Origin of the sequence: Aquimarina acroporae (assembly GCF_023195925.1) — a bacterium.
Classification (GTDB): domain Bacteria; phylum Bacteroidota; class Bacteroidia; order Flavobacteriales; family Flavobacteriaceae; genus Aquimarina; species Aquimarina acroporae.
Map to the genome: position 1 here is coordinate 275,887 of NZ_JALPRE010000011.1, position 17,566 is coordinate 293,452.

Here is a 17,566-nt window from a genome sequence, read left to right on the forward strand (position 1 = left end):
TGTCCAAAACAGACAACCATATTCTATTTTCTGATGCGTATCTTTCACAGAAAGCCTAATATATGAGTAACCCTACACAATTAGATCGATATAAGGCACTTCTTAATTTTATTGATAAGAAGTTTAAAGAAAATATTTCTATACAGGATATAGAAGATGTTTCCTTTTACTCCTACCGAAATATAAATCGAATTTTCTTGTCACTGCATCACGAAACCATTGGGAAATACATAAAAAGAATAAAGCTCGAAAAAGCTGCACAATACCTTAAATTTTCTGACACCCAAATAGCCGATATCGCACTCGAAATAGGGTATAGCGATTTAGCAGCGTTTAGTAAAGCTTTCAAAAATCAGTTTAACTGCTCTCCTTCTCAATTCAGAGAAGCTCAGGAAATCAAACAACAACTTATAAAGAATGCTATTTCTGAAAATGCAAAAACATTTGAACCTCAATTAACATTTGAAATAGAAGAATTACCCGGTCTGGATATTGTATACCTCACCTATCAAGGTTCTTTTGAAGATTTAGGAGCGATTAAAAAGGTTTGGGATCAACTTTTGAAGTTTGCATCCCGAAAAAATCTTATCGATGATCATAGTATTTTTCTAGCCGAAGTTCTCGACGATAATGAAATTACAGATCAGTTACATTGCAGATATAATGCTGCCATGGTTCTAGAATCACCCTTATCTTTTACTCCAAAAGGGCTGTTTAGAACCAAAACCATTCCTCCTCAGAAATATGCCAAATTTTTGCATAAAGGGTCACACGAAGATTCATTAATCACCTATGATTATATCTACTCTCATTGGATGAGCGATATACAGCTGGAGCTAGAAGACAAGCCAACCTTAGAGTTTTTTCTTAATGACGATGCCAACACTCCACCAAACGAACTACTTACCGAAATTTATATTCCTATCAAATAGGAGATTGTCCAAAACTAACAAACTCCCAAGCTAGCATTGCTCTTACTTTTGTACTGTAAGCCAAATATATGAGCAAAACAAAGTTTCACAAATAACGGTACCCCATTTTTTAGCGTTTACAGGCTTTGATCTGGTTCTTACACTTTTTCCCAAATAACAAATAACCGTATGATGAATATAGAAGAAATCACTATCCTTTTTGAAAATTCTAAGGTCTTAACCTATGTGGGGTATTTCTTTATAATTAATATCTCTTTGATTTTTTTTGAAATAGTTCTCGATGTATTTACAGCAAAAGAGCGTCGCTGGAAAGATACCGGAGCCAATATTATCATCTTTTTTATGGGACAATTACTCGAAAAAACCCTATTTGGGTCGATTGGTATTATTTGCCTTTTACCTTTTCATTACCTCACTCCATTAGAAATCCCGATGAACGGTTGGACCTGGGCACTTGCCCTACTAGCAGCAGATTTCACCTATTACTGGATGCACCGCATCGAGCATGAACATCGCATATTATGGGCAAATCATAGTGTGCACCATTCTTCTGAAGATTACAACCTTACGATATCAATGCGTTTAAGCATCGTTGAAAGTGCTATCGAATGGATTTTTCTAATCCCTATGATTCTCGTTGGCTTCAATCCGTTTCAGGCTATAATTGCATTGCTTTTTGTAGCGCAATACCAAACCTGGATTCATACAGAACGAATCGTAAAATTAGGTTGGCTCGATGAAGTATTTAATACCCCTTCTGTGCATCGTGTGCATCATGGGTCGAATACCAAATACCTGGATAAGAACTATGGTGGCATATTAATCCTCTGGGACAAACTGTTTGGCACCTTTCAACGTGAAGAAGAAAAAGTGATCTATGGGCTTACCAAAAACATCAATTCGAACAATCCCATTACCATCAATTTTATTGAATATAAAAACATCTGGAAAGATGTAAAAAAATGCAGAACCTGGAAAGATAGATTTAAAATCATCTTCGGAAATCTTATTTGGAAACCTTCATATTTTAAAAACGATAATCTATGACCACCACCATAGCAACAGCAGTAGTCGCCCTTTTACGAGAAAAGAAGTTTTTGGAAGCACAAAAGCAGTGGTTTGCAGAAGATGCTATAAATCAAGAACCTGAAGCATATCAGCAAAAATCTGTGTCTGGGCTTAAAGCCATGATGCAAAAAGAAAAAAACTTTTTATCGATAATTAAGCAGTGGAACCACTTTCAGGTGTCGGATCCTTTAATTGCCAAAGATCATTTTAGTATTCATATGGTTACAGATGTTACTTTGGTAAACGATCAACGCGTTGCTATAGATGAGATTATCGTGTATGAGGTAAACGATCAAAAAATTACTAAGGAGCAGTTCTTTTATTTATAGTTTTACACCGCTTCAAACATTTTGCCAGGTAGTGGTTTTATAACTCCTTTAAGTTCCATGTTTAGCAAAATAGAAGCTGCTTTAAACGTTGGTATTTCACACTCTAATGCAATAATATCTAACAGCTCTTTTCCTCGGATGTTGAGAAAAGAGTAGATCTTTTTTTCTTCTCCTTCAAGGTCGACGAACAATTTTTTTTGCACTACAGGTTGTTCTTTTTTGTCCAGTTCCCAGTTTAGCATGTAAATAAGGTCTGCTGCACTAGTAAGCATATGCGCTTGTTGGGTTTTAATAAGCATATTGCAGCCTTCACTTAAAGTATCTGTAGCACGGCCAGGAACGGCAAACACCTCCCTGTTATATGAATTGGCAATGTCTGCTGTGACTAGTGACCCTCCTTTATTGGCGCTTTCGATGACTACCGTAGCTTCGCTAAGCCCAGCAATAATTCGGTTTCTTCCTAAAAAATTCTTGCGATCAAACGTATCGGTACTCCAAAAATCGGTAAAAAAGCCTCCATTTTCTTCAATCTGCGCCATGTATTTTTGATGTGCTTTGGGATATATTTGGTTTAGCCCATGTGCCAAACAACCCACGGTTTGCAACCCATGTTTTACAGCAGCTCTTTGGGCGGTAATATCTACACCATATGCAAATCCAGAGACAATTACAGGGTTGAGAGGGGCCAGATTTTCAATGAGTTCTTCGCAAAACCGAACGCCATAACTTGTTACTTGCCGTGTACCAACAATGCTTATTATTTTCTTTTGTTTTAGATCGATGTTTCCTCGACTAAATATGACGACTGGGCTGTCGATACAATGCTTTAATTTTTCAGGGTAATTGTCCTGATCATATGCGGTAAAAGCAATGTTATGAGCTTCGACAAATTTTAACTCATTCTCGGCCGCGATGCGATGCTCAGGATTGTGCAAATCTTTAATTTTCACCTTTCCTATTCCATCAATTTTTAAAAGGTTATTCACTTTTTCAGACAAAACAGCCTCTGCAGAACCCACTTCTCGTATGAGTTTCTTTATAGAAGTATCTCCTAGATTCTTTACTTTTTTAAGGGTAAGCAGCGCAATTAATTTTTCCTGGGTCATCTAACAATTTGTATCTCAGTACAAGAAACGAAAAAAATCAAAACTGTTGATAAATTCGACAGGCTTAGTTCTTATGACATTCATTTTTTTTTACCTTTGAGTAACTTAACCACATACAGAAAAAACAACATTTAGGAGGGGGCGATGAACTATACAGCAAAGTACATAAGTGAATTATTATATAGATATGAATGTGTAATTTTACCAGGTTTTGGTGCGTTTTTGACCAGACGTGAACCTGCAAGCATTCAGGAATCTACACACTCTTTTTTTCCTCCTAAAAAATTAATTTCTTTTAATAGACAGTTACAAAATAACGATGGTTTATTGGCCAATTATATTGCATCGGCTGAAGGTATTTCTTATGCAGATGCTGTTGCCAAAATTCAACGTTATGTATTATCAATTCAAGATAGCTTAACACAAGGTAAGCGTGTAGAATTAGAAGGAATTGGTGCTTTCTTTACTTCGGTAGAAAACACCGTACAGTTTGAACCTCAACATGAGGTAAACTATTTAACAGAAGCTTTTGGTTTACATACGTTTGCTTCTCCAGAAATTACCAGAGAAGTATATAAAGAAGAAGTTGAGGCTATTGAAGAGGTTACTCCTATTACATTTACTCCAGAAAAACGTCGTGAAAGACCATATCTGCAATATGCAGCGGCTGCAGCTATTGTTTTAGGGATTGGAGGTTTTTTCACTTTGAAAGAGGTAAGCAATGCCAATATAGTTTACAATAACAAGCAAGAGAAACAAGCTACCGAAGAAATTCAAAACACAATACAAGAGGCCACGTTTAATATATCTAACCCCTTACCTGCGATTACCCTTAATCTTTCTAAGAAAGAAGAAGGAACTTCAGTAGCAGAAGCAGAGGTTCAAGGTAGTACTACCGGAAACTATCACATCGTAGCCGGAGCATTTAGAATTGCATCAAATGCCGATAAAAAAGTTGAAAACTTAAAATCTGAAGGTTTCAACGCACGCTTAATTGGCGTAAATAAATATGGGCTTCATCAAGTTGCATATGCTAGTTATTCAGATCGTGCTCAAGCATTACAAATGCTAAGTAAAATTAAGAAAGAACACAGTTCAAGAGCTTGGTTATTGGTTCAATAACATTTTTTTCAAAAAAAATATCTTCTAATAGTTTATCAGTATCTTATTGATATTGGCAACTCTTGAGTTATTTAATTGTCTCTTTTTCATTTTTTGACTAAGAGCAATCAAGGATTCTCATCCTTACATTTTACATTCAAAATACTTTTATTCAAAGGAATAGTGTAAGTTATGCATTGGTGATTATCTTTGCCAAAAAAAGTATCTTATGGAAGCTCGATATCCTTCAGAATCACTAACCATTCTTACAGATCTAGTATTGCCTGGTGAGACTAATCCTTTAAATAATCTTTTTGGAGGAGAACTCTTAGCCAGAATGGATCGCGCGGCAGGAATTGCAGCAGGAAGGCATTCTAGAAGAATTGTAGTAACTGCTTCAGTAAATCATGTAGCATTTAATAGAGCCATTCCACTAGGGAGTGTGGTTACGGTAGAAGCTAAAGTTTCAAGAGCTTTTAAATCTTCTATGGAAGTGATTATAGATGTTTGGGTAGAAGATCGCCAAAGTGGAGAACGAACCAAGGCCAACGAAGCCATATATACTTTTGTTGCTGTTAATGAAACAGGAAGCCCGGTAGCCGTACCTCCTATTAAACCAGAAACAGAACTGGAACAGCAGCGTTTTGATGCTGCACTACGAAGAAAGCAGTTAAGCCTCGTGCTTGCAGGAAAAATGAAACCCAACGACGCTACAGAACTAAAAGCGCTTTTTGTATAACCTAAAACTTTCTTAAAGTCAAGAAGTCAATCCCGTTTTTCTGCTATATTTAAAATAAGAAAAACGCACACAAATGAAACGAGTAAGTAAAATCAACTTTTCAGTTTTTATTACTCTTATTGGATTAGTATCGATGCTAACACTGTTTATGAAGTATCGTTATTTTGAGGAAATCAACAATAAAAAATACACTTCTACAATTGAATTGAATATGCCACAAATTACTTCTTGTAATTTTTAAAAAGTAATCTGTAGCATAACCCAAAAGTTACCGTTTAATTCCAATTTCCATTTAAGAAAATCTTTAAATCTGGGAACACACCGATGTAAGTATTAGTTACTACATTACCATCTTTAACCAACAAATAGAATTCGTTGGTTTCGGTAATTCCGATAAGGTCATCTCTCCCATTTTGGTTTATATCATTTGCAAAAAACTGTGTAAATGATCCCATATTAGATGCAAGAACATCGTAACCAGAATAAAAACCTGTACCGTCATATCTGAATTTGTATAGATGTAGTTCTTTTAACCCTTTATGATAAGCAATTAGATCATCGGTACCATTATTACTCCAATTCCCCACTGCAAAATGGGTATAATTACTCCAACCACTACTTACTACATCATATCCCGAATAAAAACCAGTACCGTCGTATCTGAATTTGTAAAAATGCAGTTCGTCTAATCCTTTGTGATAAGCAATTAAATCATCGGTACCGTTGTTACTCCAGTTTCCCACAAGAAACTCGCTGTAATTTGTCCAACCACTACTTACTACATCATATCCTGAATAAAAACCCGTTCCGTCATATCTGAATTTGTAAAAATGCAATTCGTCTAATCCTTTATGGTAAGCGATTAAATCATCGGTACCATTGTTACTCCAGTTTCCCACAAGAAACTCGCTGTAATTTGTCCAACCACTACTTACTACATCATATCCTGAATAAAAACCCGTTCCGTCATATCTGAATTTGTAAAAATGCAATTCGTCTAATCCTTTATGGTAAGCGATTAAATCATCGGTACCATTGTTACTCCAGTTTCCCACAAGAAACTCGCTGTAATTTGTCCAACCACTACTTACTACATCATATCCTGAATAAAAACCCGTTCCGTCATATCTGAATTTGTAAAAATGCAATTCGTCTAATCCTTTATGGTAAGCGATTAAATCATCGGTACCATTGTTACTCCAGTTTCCCACAAGAAACTCGCTGTAATTTGTCCAACCGCTACTTACCTCATCATATCCAGAATAAAAGCCACTACCATCATATTTAAATTTATACAAATGCAACTCATTTAACCCTTCGTGATAGGCGATTAAATCATCGTTACCATCATTTCTCCAGTTACCAACTAAAAACCTACTATAATTTGACCAACCTCTTGATATTTCACCTATAGCCGTTTCACAACTTACATTTCCTGAAAATTTAATGATTTTGTCTGCCTGATTTAAATAGAGAAAATTATTCGTTATGCCCAACTCATCTGATGCATACGTATTATTTTCTATTCTTAAATTAATGAATTCGGACTGAAGATGAGTACAAACACTCTGTTTAATCGCATCACATTCGTTCTCCTGGGCAAAACTATTATTATGAATGTATACCTCACCAACCGGGATTCCTCTTATTCTAAAAGCAGGAATTAATCTATTATTGAATTTATTGTGATGGATTTCGATGGTATTACCTGCTCTTTTGTCTGGACATAGGCTATCATATTCTGCTTTCCCATGCATATCAAAACTATAGGTCCAAGAAGGTTGACCTCCATATCCCACTATATTATAAGAAGCTTCATAACTTTCATTTTCGTGGCCACTCCCCGCTATATCATGCCTGTTATACTCAAACGAATTACATGAGACCAAACCATCGGTAGTAGCAGTCTCTGTGGTATTAAATGACACTCCGTATCCCAACCCATATCTTATATTATGATGAATGTAATTGTTTATTATTTTATGTCCTGTAGAATTTTTAAGATGAATTCCTGCCTGGGACCATCCTGATATCTCACAATTTTCCACCGTTAAATTATTATATCCACATATTAAAATACCATCAGTTACACCAGGGGTATAAGCGTTATAACTTGTGTCTATCTCCTTCTGAGGTAAATGATCAATATCTTCAATATTTGTCATAAAATCGTTACCGAGTATTTTTATCCCACTTATGGTAACATTATCAGACTCAATTCTTATCAATTTTCTTGATCTCTCAGGTAAAATTCTAGCAGGAGTGGTAAATGTCGCGCCATAGCTTCCACTAGCTCCCCCACTCACTAACTTTATGGGTCTATCTATGATCACAAACGCACATTCTGATGAGCCATTTCCATAACAATCGCGGGTTAAGTAATTACAATCTGTCTCATCAAATTCAAACACCGCATCATCCTTTACATAGATAATATCACCAGGGCTTGCTGCGTTTATTGTAGATTGCAAATCTTCTTTCTTATCTACTACATAATCTGCATCATTTTCGGAATACGTGGTGACCACATGAGGACACTCAGCATTTATTTTTGCAAAAGCCGATTTAGAAATCTTTATGTCGGAAGGCGTCGAGATATATTCATCTCGATTACAACAACAACATAGAATACACAATACAACTAATAGGATATTTTTCATCTATATCTATTTTAGGTTATTTTTTATCTAGATATTGATTAATGTAGAGAAGCACAAAAATGTTACCCCCAATCTGAATAAACCTTTAGGAAGTTTTACAAGCGATATTACATTCTATAAATCCAACTTTGTGGATTTAATCGTTTTGCATTTTGGTAGATCAAGAACTTCATTATCGCTCTTCCTGTTGTAGGGTTGGTTCGCACCTCTCCTATCGACTGCTTTGTAGTTACTTTTTGGCCTTCTTTTACAGAAATATTCTGAAGATTGTAATAGGTAGTAATATAATTACCATGTCGTATCTGTACCAAACGGCTTGCTCCCTTTAGCTTTTGAATCGCAATGACTTCTCCCTCAAAAATTGCTCTCGCAGGTTCTCCTGCTCTTGTTTCGATCTCTACTCCACTACTATTAATTTGAATATTGGGTAATGTAGGGTGCGGCTGTCGTCCAAATTTTTTGGTTATTCTACCTGTACCTACAGGCCAAGGTAATTTACCTTTATTCGCAGTAAAATTATCTGCAAGTACCTTTGCTTCAGCAGTAAGAGCAAAAGTGGTGGCCGATCCTTTTTTGGTTACTTTCTTTCCTGCTTTTCGGTTGGCTCTTGCAATAGCCTCTCGAATCAACTTTTCGATCTCTTTATCGATGGCACTGGCCTTCTCTTGCTTTTTCTTTATTTGTTGGGTATAAACACCTTGTTTCTTTCGAATAGAAGCCATTAATACCTGTTGCTCCTTCTTCTCGTCCTTTAGTTTTTGTTGTGCCTCTCTATTCTCAGCTATTAAGGTTTGTTTGTCCTCTTTTTGTCGGGTTAAGTCTTTGTTTAACCTTTGAAGCTCCATTGTATTGCTCTCTATACGCTCTGCTTGCTCCTTACGATGCTCACTATACTGCTTCATATATTGCAAACGCTTATACGCCTGCGCAAAGTTTTTTGATGACAACAAAAACATGATTCTGCTCTGGTGAGATTTACTCTTGTATGATTTATTAATCATTTTGGCATAATCTGTTCGCAAAACATGGAGTTCTTTGCGGTAGACATCAATTTGCTTAAGGTTTACATTGATTTCTCTGGTAAGCAGATTTGCTTGCTGATTGGTAATTTTTATGAGGTTTTGGCGGGTACTAATTTGAGAGTTTATAGTTTCTACTTCATCTAAAACCGAACGTTCTTTAAGCTTATTATCGGCTCTAAGCTGTTTCATTTGTTCAATTTCTTCTCGTAGTCGTTGCCGTTCTTCTTCTAAACGTTGTTGCTTAGAACTTTGAGCAATTACAGAGCCACTACAAAGCAATACTACTACTAAATATATAATGTGCAATACTCTCATTGAATAACAACCTCCTTATATCCTGATGGTATTTTAAACGGAAAACTTACTCTTGCATTGTAATCGACCTCACGATATTCTAAATCGATTGTAGTTTTGCTATCGGTTTGCACCGCATCTATTCGAATTCTCTTCGGAAAATCCTGATTTCCTACCTTTTGATATTCCCTGTAGATAATATTCAAATTTCTGTTTTCAATAGGTTGTTTCAGCTGTTGCTCAGCTATTTTAAAACCCTCTGGTTGTATCAAAAACAGGCGCTCGAATAACGCTAGCTCTGTTTTTGGTTTTAATTGATACGTTTGGTTATATACCGTAGCTTTGTATTTATCATCTCTTAAATTGAATAAGGCTTGCCCCAACAAAAGTTGCTGCACTTTCTCAAAGTCTAATTCTGTTCCTAACCACTCACTAAGAAGCTTAAAATCACCTTCGAAATATGTGTTTTCAATTTTTTCGTAGTAGCTTACCTTTTCGGGAGTTATAAGAGCTTTGGCCAGGGTAATACCTAACATTTTTACGCTTACCCAAATCATTTTGTCTTTTTCCATACGCAATGTTGCACTTGGGCCAAAAGACTTTTTGCCATCGTCATACTTAATCTTAATCTTGGCATTTAAGGTTTCAAAATTAAACGACTTATTATAATGATTAGCAATTACTTTTTCTGCGCTTAACTTCTTAATTCTGGTTGTAGCCACTTCTTTGGTACCCTTACAGGAATTCAAGAACAACAAAGAGATACATAATAGATAAACTACTTTATTCATTAGTAATTATGATTTTTTCTGAAGTTGAATGGCTTTTTGCAAATATTCTGTGGCTTTGGTTGTATCTCCCAGTTTTTGATAGGCTTCACTAATTTGTTTGTAAAAATCTGATTCCATTTTGGTGTCATCTACAATATAATCGATCCCTGAGTTTAGAATATCAATCGCATCTTCTGCCTTTTCTAACTGAATTAGAGACACTCCGTTCACCAAATAAAAAATGGGTTGCGCAGGATACATCTCTAGCGCCAACTCACTACCCGATTCTGCTTTTTCAAAACGTCCTAAATCTAATTGCAGTAGCAAAATCCTTCTAAGCAATTCAAAATCATTTGCATTTTCTTTTATACCTCGTTCATAAAAGTTTAATGCTTGTTCCTTCTGTCCTTTTTTGTAATAAAAATGACCAAATTCGGTATATACCTTGGCATCTTGTTGTCCTCCTTGCATAAGATCCATGATCTCAGAAAGAGAGGATTCGTACTGTGGGTTTGTATTGATAAACTGTAAAAAATCGTTTACGATTTTGTATTTAGATTCGGTATCTACCTTATTGCTTTTTACTGCAATTTTCATTGAAGCTATAGCCTCTTCAGTTTTATTGCTATCTAGATAAAACTTATACAATGCCAAATGTACGAGTTCAGATTTAGGCTTCTTCTTGAGTAATGTTGTTGCTACTTCAAATGCCTTTTTTTTCTGATTACTTTTACTGTACAAATAGATAAGATTAAGATAGTTTTGTTCCTCTTTCGGATTCTTCTTAATACGCTCTTCAAGTCTTGCGATTTGATTATCTGGATTGGTAATCTTTGAAGCTATTCTTTTACGAAGCTGTTTACGGTAGGAATCTGCACCCAATTCTTCATTCAACTCATCTAAAACACGAAGGGCATCGTCATATCTTTTTTCGAGATAATACAAATTGGCCAATTGCTCCTTAAACATAGAGTTGAACACTACCAATTTCTCTACAACCTCTGCAGACTCTCTGTACTTACCTTCTTTAAAATACACCTCATACAACAGTTCTAAGACATATCGATCATCAGGCTTTTCCTGTAGTACTTTTTTAAAATTAGCTTCGGCTTTTTCAAATACTTTGATCTCTAAGTAATTTTTACCTAACTCCAGATATAAAAAGTTGGGTTCTGCATCTATCTCTACACATTTTTCAAGCGCTTCAATAGCCTTGTCATAGTTGGTGATCGCCTTTTGTTTTAATGCTTCAAAAAAGTATTCCTGAAACTCATCTGAGACATTACCAAGATCATCGATATTCACCTCTTGTTTAGGCTCAATCTCTTGACCAATTGTAGTTACATTTCCTGTCACCAGGAAAATGATTAAAAAACATATATGTCTCCAACGTATACTCATATCAACTAGAAAGTACTATACTTCCCTCACAAATTATTCCAAAACAGAATAGTCGCCAATACTAATGGTTTTAAAATTACCATCGTATCTTGCGTTATTACCAATCATTGCATTGTCTAAGGTAGCGTTTTTTACGATAGTATTATTCTGCACAAGGCTATTTTTAATGGTCATATTCTCCAAAACACAACCATCACCCAATGAAACATTAGGTCCTACGGTAGAATTTTTAAGTACAACATCTTTTCCTATATAGCAAGGCTCTATAATTTCTGAGTTTTCAAGATGAACAGTATCGCTTATCAATTTTTCGCCATCTTTTTGTAAAAAACCTAGCATTCTAGAATTGGTTTCTACAGTTACATTTTTGTTTCCGCAATCCATCCACTCATCAACTTTTCCGGTTACAAAAACTTTCCCATCTGCCATCATTCTTTTGATTCCGTCATTTATTTGGTATTCTCCACCATTAATGATATTGTTATCTAAAACATGCTGAAGTTCATTTTTTAATACCCCAACATCTTTAAAATAATAGATTCCTATCACCGCCAAATCTGAAACAAATTCCTGTGGCTTTTCTACCAATTCTACAATTTGCTTCTCTTCATTAAGCTTCACCACTCCATAGGCCTCTGGTTGATCCACTTGTTTTACCCATATTACTGAGTCTGCATCTTTATCTAAATTAAAATCTGCTCGAATAAGTGTATCTGCATATGCGATTACCGCAGGACCTGATAAAGATGCTGCGGCACACATAATAGCATGCCCGGTTCCTAATGGTTGATCTTGTCTATATATCGAGGCCTTTGCTCCCAGGTTTTCGGCAAGTTCGGTTAGGCTTGCTACTACATCATCTCCAAAAAAGGCTGGATCTCCCAAGACAAAAGCAATTTCTTCTATAGGTTCTCCCAGTACTTTGGCAATATCTGAAACCAATCTATGAACAATTGGTCTTCCTGCAACAGGAATTAAAGGTTTTGGAACTGTAAGTGTATGAGGTCTAAGTCTAGAACCTCTTCCTGCCATAGGTACAATAATTTTCATTCTCTAAATTTTTTGATCGATTATTGGTTAATTGTTTTATTGATCTTATGTTATTTTACTCCTGTACTTCCAAAACCACCTTCTCCTCTTGTGGTTTCTGATAACTCTTTAACCTCTACCCATTCGGCACGCTCATGCTTGGCAATGACCAATTGTGCGACGCGTTCTCCATTTTCAATAGTAAAATTTTCGTTTGAAAGATTTACTAGTATCACTCCTATTTCTCCTCTATAGTCTGCATCTACAGTTCCCGGTGCATTAAGTACAGTTATTCCTTTTTTGGCTGCCAGACCACTTCTAGGCCTCACCTGAGCCTCGTATCCTACAGGTAATTCTATAAATAATCCCGTTTTTACAATGGTACGTTCGAGAGGAGCTAGTGTAATAGGTTCTTGTATATTGGCTCTTAGGTCCATTCCGGCAGAGGCGATCGTTTCATAGTGTGGTAACGCATGCTCAGATTTATTAATTATTTTAATTTGCATAGATGTATAAACTTCCTGTTTATTAAGATTTTGGTCTACTTATTATGTTTTTCAATTCCCTTTTCTCAGAGGCGTACAAAATTACTAAAAACAGTAGTAACAACGGGATAGAAATAAAATAATTGCTATCAAAAACATAAAAGGAGAGTATAGAAAAAGTGATTGATATACTCAGGTAAGTTCCTATCTTTTTAAGGTTGTACGGAATTGGGTAATATTTCCTTCCAAAATACCAGGACAATATCATCATAGAACCATACGCCGCCAGCGTAGCAACCGCAGAACCCATGTAGTTATATTTGGGTATTAATATAAAGTTTAAGATTAACGTGAGTACAGCACCTACAATTGAAATATAGGCTCCAAATTTTGTTCTATCGGTAATTTTATACCATACCGATAGGTTGTGGTAAATTCCTAAACACAAATTCGCCAGTAAAATGATGGGTACAATTTTTATAGCCTCCCAATATGAAGTGTCGAGAATGATAAATTGTTTTAAAATATGTACAAAAACGATCACGGCTAAAAGAATAACGGCTCCAAAAGCCACAAAAAACTTAGTTATTCGGGCATACGTTTCTGGAGCATTTTTATTTTCGGCGTAGTTAAAGAAAAAAGGTTCTATCCCTAATCTAAAAGCTGTTGCAAATAATGTCATAAACAGTGCAAGTTTATAGCAGGCAGAATATACGCCCACCATATGCTCTGCTAGGTCTTTTGGCAACAAATAATCTAATAAAATACGGTCAAAAGTTTCATTTATAGAGTATGCAACTCCCGCAACCAATACCGGAAGCGCATATTTCATCATTTTTTTCCAAAGATGGAGATTAAAACGATAGTTAACCTTTACATAAAATGAAAGTAAGAGCAATAGTGTTAACGCACTAGCGACCAGGTTAGAAATAAAAATATAGTTGATCTCATAGTCCTCAAAAACAAATCTGTTGAGCCCAGAGAAATCTTCAGATAAGGGTATTAAAAACTTTAATAAAAATACATTTAACCCAAGATTAACTGCTACGTTTAAAATTTTGATCACCGAATATCTAATGGGTCTCTCATTTGCTCTAAGCCAAGCAAAGGGAATAATCACCAAAGCATCTAGTAAAAGAATCCAAATCACCAGTTGAATATAATCGGCTCTAATATCGGTAAGCAATGCTATTTGGTCTTTTAAAGCCAGAGCCAATGCGAAAAAAGCAAAAGATGAAATTAATAAGGAAATGGTTGATGTACTCACCACACTATCTTTATCCTTTTCTTTATTGAAAAATCTAAAAAATGCGGTTTCCATACCATAGGCCAGTATTACATTAAACAGTACGAAATAAGAAAATATGATCGAAACTTTCCCATATTCGTCTGTAGGCAATAAATCTGTATATAGAGGGACCAATAGAAATGACAACATGCGAGGAAGCACTGTTGCCAATCCGTAAATAAAAGTCTGCTTAAATAATTTTTGAAATATACTCAATGCGTGATGCTACTTGTAGCTGTAAAAATACAATTTTTTATCACCATCGATAGGTTTGGTATTCTACTTTATTTTCTCAAGAACTGCTGGTATTCTGAAATGTCCCTTTTCACCCTCTTTTACATACTCTACTACGCATTCATTTTCTTTGAGACGATATGGTATTCTTTCTATACCAGGAACCGTATTATTAAATTCATCTTTGGGGTCACTACTCATCACCAAATCCTTATTCTTTTTGGCATAGGTATATTTTCCTACATATACAGATTGACCCTCTTCCTTGGTAAGTTCTATTTTTTTCTGTTTGAAATACGCGTATTCTAATATTACATTTTCGCTTTTTTCTATGGGAATATAAAGAGTAAACCCAGCATCATCAAGGTCATACCATTTTTCGAAATACGGACTTTTAACTGTTACAGGTGCATTTGTCTCCATCTTTTGACTACTGGCACATTGCGTGAAGATTACAAGAATCATTAGCAATGTTATATGAGTAAGTATATTTCTTATGTTCATCTTTCAAGTGTTGAATTTCTTAAGAAAAGACAAAAGTAATGCCAATTTTTATTTTAGTAAAGATAAAGGATAATCTACGTAAAATAATATTGATGACAATTCAATATACCTTAAAGCATACCCTCCTATTATTCTTCAAACACCTCCTGAACTCCTGATATACAAATTACATCATCCCCAGCAATATGCTGAACAGCTACAAATACATCTTCGGTATAGGTGTTTAAATATTCTACAGAAAACATACTCTCTGTATTCAATGTGCTTATTATCCTTACCCCATAATTGATTAAGTTTTCTTCTTCAATAAAAGAAAAGCATTTTTCACTTGTTATAGCCTCAGATATTCCCCATATCAATTCTGGTTCATTCAATATATTTGTCGCTTCATACATTCTAACATCACCAGTTCTAGGAATGGGCTCTAAATTAAACAATCTTATACCACACGTCTCATCATTTTTATTTAAAAGACTGGCACATGGATCTTCTTCCATATTTTCAATATCTAAATCCTTGTCATTATCACAAGAGATAAGAATGGTTGAATACAAAGCAAGTATTATTAATTGCATATATCTTTTTGCAGTAAATAGTAGAATCTTTTTTTTCATGATCTCAGTTTAAAGAGTTATTCTCCTATTAAGACTTTACAAATGGTAAAGGTTGCGTCATTTTAGAATTAATTCAACTATTCTTATAATCTTTTGTTTATGATTTATGCAATAACTCTGAGATCTTTTGGGCAATACGATCTTTATACTCTTTTGAGTCATTAAGCTGTTGGGCTCTCTTAAAGTTTTCTGCAGATTTCTTGAATGCTCCACTTATTTCATAAATTTCTCCAAGACTATCATAAGTATTCCATGAATCGGGATGCTCATCACGATTAAATTCGAGAACCGCTATAGCCTTATCTATTTTATTATCCATATAAAACAGGTATCCAAATTCATTAAGAATGGCTTCAAAATTTAAATTGGGAGATTGCTGCTTTATCTTTTTATATTCTTCAATTGCAACATCTAATTTATGATTAGAAAAAGCATCTATAAGTTGCGTTTTCTCATTTCTTATTTCTTCTTTTTTAACACTCACCATTTGCTCCTTATTTCTGAAAATAACCAGCTCTTTTAGCTTTGATTTGTTATCGGTTTTAAACTGAATATAATTAGGGTAATCTTCAATTTGAAAGGTGTTATTTCCCAAATAATACATTTGATTTTTCTTCTTTCCCAATCTGAAATCAAACATTGGTGAGCTTATATATAACTTCCCATTTTTTTCAAAAATCTTATTAATTCCTTGCGCACCATATAAGAAATCTAAATACGAACCTACAACTTCAGTTTTAAGATCTTCAGGAATCTCTTTTAGGATAGATTCTTCTACAGTAACACCCCAGTTTAATAGTTCAAAAACCTCTTTGAGTAAATGGTTCATTACTGGAAATCTGTTAGGTTTATCTCCATTTGCCAAAATCGCAATTCCATTTCCGCCATTCATCGTTGCCATAAATTCTCCTCCTACTCCGGTATTTGATCCTCCATGAGAAAACCACTCCTGGTTTCCAATACCTAGTGATCTATTCCAACCGGCACTCCAACCTCCAACGGCATGGATAGATACGACATCAGTTATTCTTTTAGCGACTTTTTGTGAAATCACCTTGTTATTCTTATTTCGAAGGGCGTTCTGCATTTCTATCGCTATTATCGACAGATCTGAAGGGTTTGACCACATTCCAGATGGCGCAACCTGTGGTGTAATTGGAAGCCCAGTTCTTATAATATCTCCTTTTGAATTATGCACTTTTGCTACATTGGTTAGAAAACCCGATTCATTAGGTTGTTTCATCGTTGTGTTTTTAAGGTGTAAAGGCTCAAAAACATACTCATGAACCAACTCTGCCAATGGCTTTTTGAAATGATCTTCGAGAGCCATTTGAATAATTACATACCCTCCTCCACTATATTGCCAATTGGTTTCTGGTGCGAAAATAAAGGATATCTCTCTGTCGTATCTAGGCAATAATTCACCTTTCAAACTTTGTACAATGGTTGGAATCTTATCTCCTTCATAGAAATCTGCAAAACCACTTTGACTGGTTCCCGCAGTATGAGATAATAAATGCATCCAGCTTATTTTACTACTCTGAGCAAATTCGCTTTTCGGTAATTTCCATCGCTCTAAATAATTTGCAATAGGATCATCTAGGTTGATCATTCCTTTTTCTTCCAAAATCCCACAAAGTATAGCCACTATGGCTTTGGAGGTAGACGCCGTAGAAAATGAAGTGTTTACATCTATCTTGTCATTGGATCCAGAGGCTTTAATCCCCCATTGATATGTCCATTTTACCCGGTAATCTTCAAACACAGCTACACTCAAACCATGAAGTTTGTGTTTTTGCATTTTTTCATTAATTTCCTTTTTTAAGGAATCAAAGTTTGACCCTTCAGACTGACTCAACATTTTAGTACTTGTAGTCCCAAAACCAACTAGAAAGCACCATGCTATTATTATAATTTTTACAGTTCTCATACACATAATTTTTTGTTCGTAAATTGATTATTTACTTCGAAATTCTACTTTTATTACCTT

17 protein-coding genes are annotated in these 17,566 nt (G+C 35.2%); 6 read left to right on the forward strand and 11 right to left on the reverse strand.

From position 1 onward, the window contains the following. The first annotated feature begins 62 nt into the window (after positions 1-62). The 3 genes from M0D21_RS16965 to M0D21_RS16975 all read left to right on the forward strand — a co-directional run bounded on the left by M0D21_RS16965 (position 63) and on the right by M0D21_RS16975 (position 2,329). On the forward strand, positions 63-932 hold the full coding sequence (locus tag M0D21_RS16965; protein ID WP_248331744.1) for an AraC family transcriptional regulator: 870 nt from the start codon (positions 63-65) through the stop codon (positions 930-932). A 168-nt stretch (positions 933-1,100) separates the two neighbouring features. Continuing rightward, complete coding sequence (locus M0D21_RS16970; RefSeq protein ID WP_248331747.1) at positions 1,101-1,979, forward strand: sterol desaturase family protein; 879 nt, start codon at positions 1,101-1,103, stop codon at positions 1,977-1,979. Further along, on the forward strand, positions 1,976-2,329 hold the full coding sequence (locus M0D21_RS16975) for a SnoaL-like domain-containing protein (RefSeq protein ID WP_248331749.1): 354 nt from the start codon (positions 1,976-1,978) through the stop codon (positions 2,327-2,329). The genes M0D21_RS16970 and M0D21_RS16975 overlap by 4 nt, the downstream gene beginning before the upstream one ends. A 2-nt stretch (positions 2,330-2,331) precedes the next feature. On the opposite strand, the gene dprA is transcribed toward M0D21_RS16975, so the two are convergent. After that, positions 2,332-3,435, reverse strand: a complete 1,104-nt coding sequence (gene dprA, locus M0D21_RS16980) for a DNA-processing protein DprA (protein WP_248331751.1) — start codon at positions 3,433-3,435, stop codon at positions 2,332-2,334. A 144-nt stretch (positions 3,436-3,579) separates the two neighbouring features. On the opposite strand from dprA, the gene M0D21_RS16985 reads away from it, so the two are divergent. The 3 genes from M0D21_RS16985 to M0D21_RS16995 all read left to right on the forward strand — a co-directional run bounded on the left by M0D21_RS16985 (position 3,580) and on the right by M0D21_RS16995 (position 5,516). Continuing rightward, on the forward strand, positions 3,580-4,557 hold the full coding sequence (locus M0D21_RS16985; protein ID WP_248331753.1) for an HU domain-containing protein: 978 nt from the start codon (positions 3,580-3,582) through the stop codon (positions 4,555-4,557). 208 nt (positions 4,558-4,765) lie between these two features. Next, positions 4,766-5,275 (forward strand): acyl-CoA thioesterase, encoded by a 510-nt coding sequence (locus M0D21_RS16990; protein ID WP_248331755.1) that lies wholly within the window; start codon positions 4,766-4,768, stop codon positions 5,273-5,275. 73 nt (positions 5,276-5,348) lie between these two features. Then, positions 5,349-5,516: a hypothetical protein gene (locus tag M0D21_RS16995; RefSeq protein WP_248331757.1), complete on the forward strand. Its 168-nt coding sequence runs from the start codon at positions 5,349-5,351 to the stop codon at positions 5,514-5,516. 34 nt (positions 5,517-5,550) lie between these two features. On the opposite strand, the gene M0D21_RS17000 is transcribed toward M0D21_RS16995, so the two are convergent. The 10 genes from M0D21_RS17000 to M0D21_RS17045 all read right to left on the reverse strand — a co-directional run bounded on the left by M0D21_RS17000 (position 5,551) and on the right by M0D21_RS17045 (position 17,506). Continuing rightward, on the reverse strand, positions 5,551-7,935 hold the full coding sequence (locus tag M0D21_RS17000) for a right-handed parallel beta-helix repeat-containing protein (protein ID WP_248331759.1): 2,385 nt from the start codon (positions 7,933-7,935) through the stop codon (positions 5,551-5,553). Positions 7,936-8,042: 107 nt separating this feature from the next. Further along, the gene (locus M0D21_RS17005; RefSeq protein ID WP_248331761.1) at positions 8,043-9,272 is read right to left on the reverse strand and encodes a murein hydrolase activator EnvC family protein; all 1,230 of its coding nucleotides are present in this window, start codon (positions 9,270-9,272) and stop codon (positions 8,043-8,045) included. Further along, positions 9,269-10,042: a DUF4292 domain-containing protein gene (locus M0D21_RS17010; protein ID WP_248331763.1), complete on the reverse strand. Its 774-nt coding sequence runs from the start codon at positions 10,040-10,042 to the stop codon at positions 9,269-9,271. Before M0D21_RS17010 ends, M0D21_RS17005 begins: the two co-directional genes overlap by 4 nt. 6 nt (positions 10,043-10,048) lie before the next feature. After that, positions 10,049-11,422, reverse strand: a complete 1,374-nt coding sequence (locus tag M0D21_RS17015; RefSeq protein ID WP_248331765.1) for a tetratricopeptide repeat protein — start codon at positions 11,420-11,422, stop codon at positions 10,049-10,051. Between the two features lie 33 nt (positions 11,423-11,455). Then, complete coding sequence (locus tag M0D21_RS17020) at positions 11,456-12,472, reverse strand: sugar phosphate nucleotidyltransferase (protein ID WP_248331767.1); 1,017 nt, start codon at positions 12,470-12,472, stop codon at positions 11,456-11,458. Between the two features lie 50 nt (positions 12,473-12,522). Next, positions 12,523-12,957 (reverse strand): dUTP diphosphatase, encoded by a 435-nt coding sequence (dut, locus tag M0D21_RS17025; RefSeq protein WP_248331769.1) that lies wholly within the window; start codon positions 12,955-12,957, stop codon positions 12,523-12,525. A gap of 22 nt (positions 12,958-12,979) precedes the next feature. After that, positions 12,980-14,440 (reverse strand): lipopolysaccharide biosynthesis protein, encoded by a 1,461-nt coding sequence (locus tag M0D21_RS17030; protein WP_248331771.1) that lies wholly within the window; start codon positions 14,438-14,440, stop codon positions 12,980-12,982. A 63-nt stretch (positions 14,441-14,503) separates the two neighbouring features. Next, positions 14,504-14,962, reverse strand: a complete 459-nt coding sequence (locus tag M0D21_RS17035) for a hypothetical protein (protein WP_248331773.1) — start codon at positions 14,960-14,962, stop codon at positions 14,504-14,506. A gap of 128 nt (positions 14,963-15,090) precedes the next feature. Continuing rightward, positions 15,091-15,576: a hypothetical protein gene (locus M0D21_RS17040; protein WP_248331775.1), complete on the reverse strand. Its 486-nt coding sequence runs from the start codon at positions 15,574-15,576 to the stop codon at positions 15,091-15,093. A gap of 97 nt (positions 15,577-15,673) precedes the next feature. After that, the gene (locus tag M0D21_RS17045; protein ID WP_248331777.1) at positions 15,674-17,506 is read right to left on the reverse strand and encodes a serine hydrolase domain-containing protein; all 1,833 of its coding nucleotides are present in this window, start codon (positions 17,504-17,506) and stop codon (positions 15,674-15,676) included. Between the last annotated feature and the right edge of the window lie 60 nt (positions 17,507-17,566).